The 3,209-nt window shown below is 47.0% G+C and carries 1 tRNA gene and 1 rRNA gene; both read left to right on the forward strand.

Annotated features, from left to right (window positions below):
* Positions 1–18 precede the first annotated feature (18 nt).
* Positions 19–92, forward strand: a tRNA-Ala gene (locus BUC21_RS16150).
* A gap of 145 nt (positions 93–237) precedes the next feature.
* Positions 238–3,118, forward strand: a 23S ribosomal RNA gene (locus BUC21_RS16155).
* The last annotated feature ends 91 nt before the right edge of the window (positions 3,119–3,209 follow it).

Raw genomic sequence — 3,209 nt, forward strand, 5'->3', positions numbered from 1 at the left:
ATCGCTTCTTATAATTTCGGGGGATTAGCTCAGCTGGCTAGAGCACCTGCCTTGCACGCAGGGGGTCAACGGTTCGAATCCGTTATTCTCCACGATCAAGCTAACGCTTGAAACGATCTTTGACATGATGTACAAAAGCAATAAAGTAAGTAATTTTTAGAGATAAAAAGAGCTAAAGTATATATCGAACCATATGGTAAACGAAAACGTATAATTACGAATAGTTTACAGTGTTTGAAGAAAGTAAGCAAGGGCGCATGGCGGATGCCTTGGCTCTCGGAGGCGATGAAGGACGTGATAAGCTGCGATAAGCTTCGGGTAGGTGCAAATGACCTTTGATCCGAAGATTTCCGAATGGGACAACCCAATATCCTGAAGGGATATTATCCATCTTAGATGGAGGCGAACGCAGGGAACTGAAACATCTTAGTACCTGTAGGAGAAGAAAATAATTGAATGATTCCGTAAGTAGTGGCGAGCGAACGCGGATTAGCCCAAACCATTCATGTTACGGCATGACTGGGGTTGTAGGACCATAACATAGGACTTATATTGGAGAATGGAAGACTCTGGAAAGTGTCACCATAGAGCATGATAGTTGCGTACATGAATCCAATATATACCTTCTTGGTATCCTGAGTAGTGCGGAGCACGAGGAATTCTGCATGAATCTGCCGGGACCATCCGGTAAGGCTAAATACTCCCGAGAGACCGATAGTGAACCAGTACTGTGAAGGAAAGGTGAAAAGAACTTCGAATAGAAGAGTGAAATAGTCCCTGAAACCATGCGCTTACAAGCGGTCGGAGCAGCTTCGTGCTGTGACGGCGTGCCTTTTGCATAATGAACCTACGAGTTACTGTCACTGGCAAGGTTAAGAAATTAAGTTTTGCAGCCGAAGCGAAAGCGAGTCTGAATAGGGCGATTTAGTCAGTGGTAGTAGACGCGAAACCAAGTGATCTACCCATGGTCAGGTTGAAGGTTAGGTAACACTAACTGGAGGACCGAACCGATAAGCGTTGAAAAGCTTCCGGATGAACTGTGGGTGGGGGTGAAAGGCTAATCAAACTTGGAGATAGCTCGTACTCCCCGAAATGCATTTAGGTGCAGCCTTGATAATTACTAATGTGAGGTAGAGCGACTGATAAGATGCGAGGGCTTCACCGCCTATCAAGTCTTGATAAACTCCGAATGCGCATTAGTTTGATATCAGGAGTGAGGGCATGGGTGCTAAGGTCCGTGCCCGAGAGGAGAAGAATCCAGACCATCAGCTAAGGTCCCGAAATAATTGCTAAGTTGAACTAACGAAGTCAGATTGCTAAGACAGCTAGGATGTTGGCTTGGAAGCAGCCATTCATTTAAAGAGTGCGTAACAGCTCACTAGTCGAGGAGTTTGGCGTGGATAATAATCGGGCATAAGCAATTTACCGAAGCTATGGAACCAGTAATGGTTGGTAGGGGAGCATTCCACTCAGCGTTGAATGTGGAGCGTGAGCTCTGCTGGAGCGTGTGGAAAAGCAAATGTAGGTATAAGTAACGATAAAGGGGGTGAGAAACCCCCTCGCCGAAAGACTAAGGTTTCCTGATCAACGCTAATCGGATCAGGGTTAGTCGGGTCCTAAGGCTCAGCCGAACGGCGAGGCCGATGGCAGAAAGGGTTAATATTCCCTTACTACCTTAAAGAGTGATGTGGAGACGGAGCAGTGATAATACCGCCGGCTGACGGAATAGCCGGTTGAAGGGTGTAGATATTAGTTTTCCAGGCAAATCCGGAAGATTAGTCGAACCTGATAGTACCGAGAGCCCTTGTGGTGATTGGATAGTGTATGTAAGCATACTCCCAAGAAAATCCGCTAAACTTAATCTTTAAGGTACCCGTACCGTAAACGGACACACGTAGTCGGGTTGAATATACTAAGGCGCTTGAGTGAATCACGGTTAAGGAACTAGGCAAATTGACCCTGTAACTTCGGAATAAAGGGTCCCTCAGTGATGGGGGCGCAGAGAATAGGTCCAGGCAACTGTTTAACAAAAACACAGGGCTATGCAAAATTGAAAGATCAAGTATATAGCCTGACACCTGCCCGGTGCTGGAAGGTTAAGAGGAGATGTCATCGCAAGAGAAGCATTGAATTGAAGCCCCAGTAAACGGCGGCCGTAACTATAACGGTCCTAAGGTAGCGAAATTCCTTGTCGGGTAAGTTCCGACCTGCACGAATGGTGTAATGATCTGGACACTGTCTCAACCGTGAGCTCAGTGAAATTGTAGTATCGGTGAAGATGCCGATTACCCGCGATGGGACGAAAAGACCCCGTGAACCTTTACTATAGCTTAACATTGAATTTGGGTAATTGATGTGTAGGATAGGCCGGAGGCTTTGAAGCAGGTACGCCAGTATTTGTGGAGCCGCTGTTGAAATACGGCCCTTTGATTATTTGAGTTCTAACTCGCGTATGTGAGGACACTGTTTGGTGGGTAGTTTGACTGGGGTGGTCGCCTCCAAAAGTGTAACGGAGGCTTCTAAAGGTACCCTCAGGACGATTGGTAACCGTCCGCAGAGTGTAATGGCATAAGGGTGCTTGACTGGGAGACCGACAAGTCGATCAGGTAGGAAACTAGAGCATAGTGATCCGGTGTTTCCGTATGGAAGGGACATCGCTCAAAGGATAAAAGGTACTCCGGGGATAACAGGCTGATCGCTCCCAAGAGCTCATATCGACGGAGCGGTTTGGCACCTCGATGTCGGCTCGTCACATCCTGGGGCTGGAGAAGGTCCCAAGGGTTGGGCTGTTCGCCCATTAAAGTGGCACGCGAGCTGGGTTCAGAACGTCGTGAGACAGTTCGGTCTCTATCTATCGTGGGCGTATGAAATTTGCGTGGCTCTGACACTAGTACGAGAGGACCGTGTTGGACTGACCGCTGGTTTACCGGTTGTGCCGCCAGGTGCATTGCCGGGTATCTAAGTCGGGATTGGATAAGTGCTGAAAGCATCTAAGTACGAAGCCAGCCACAAGATTAGATTTCTTAGGGTCGTTGAAGACGACAACGTTGATAGGCTGCAGGTGTAAAGACAGTAATGTCAAAGCCGAGCAGTACTAATTGCCCGTACACTTTCTTCTTTCCATATATGGTTGGCTAGATAGTTTGGCTCTTATAAATCAAATTAAAAGAGCTTGTTTTATTGCTTTTACATTGTGTTTATCTTAATAT

The organism is Bacteroides luti (assembly GCF_900128905.1).
Lineage (GTDB): Bacteria > Bacteroidota > Bacteroidia > Bacteroidales > Bacteroidaceae > Bacteroides > Bacteroides luti.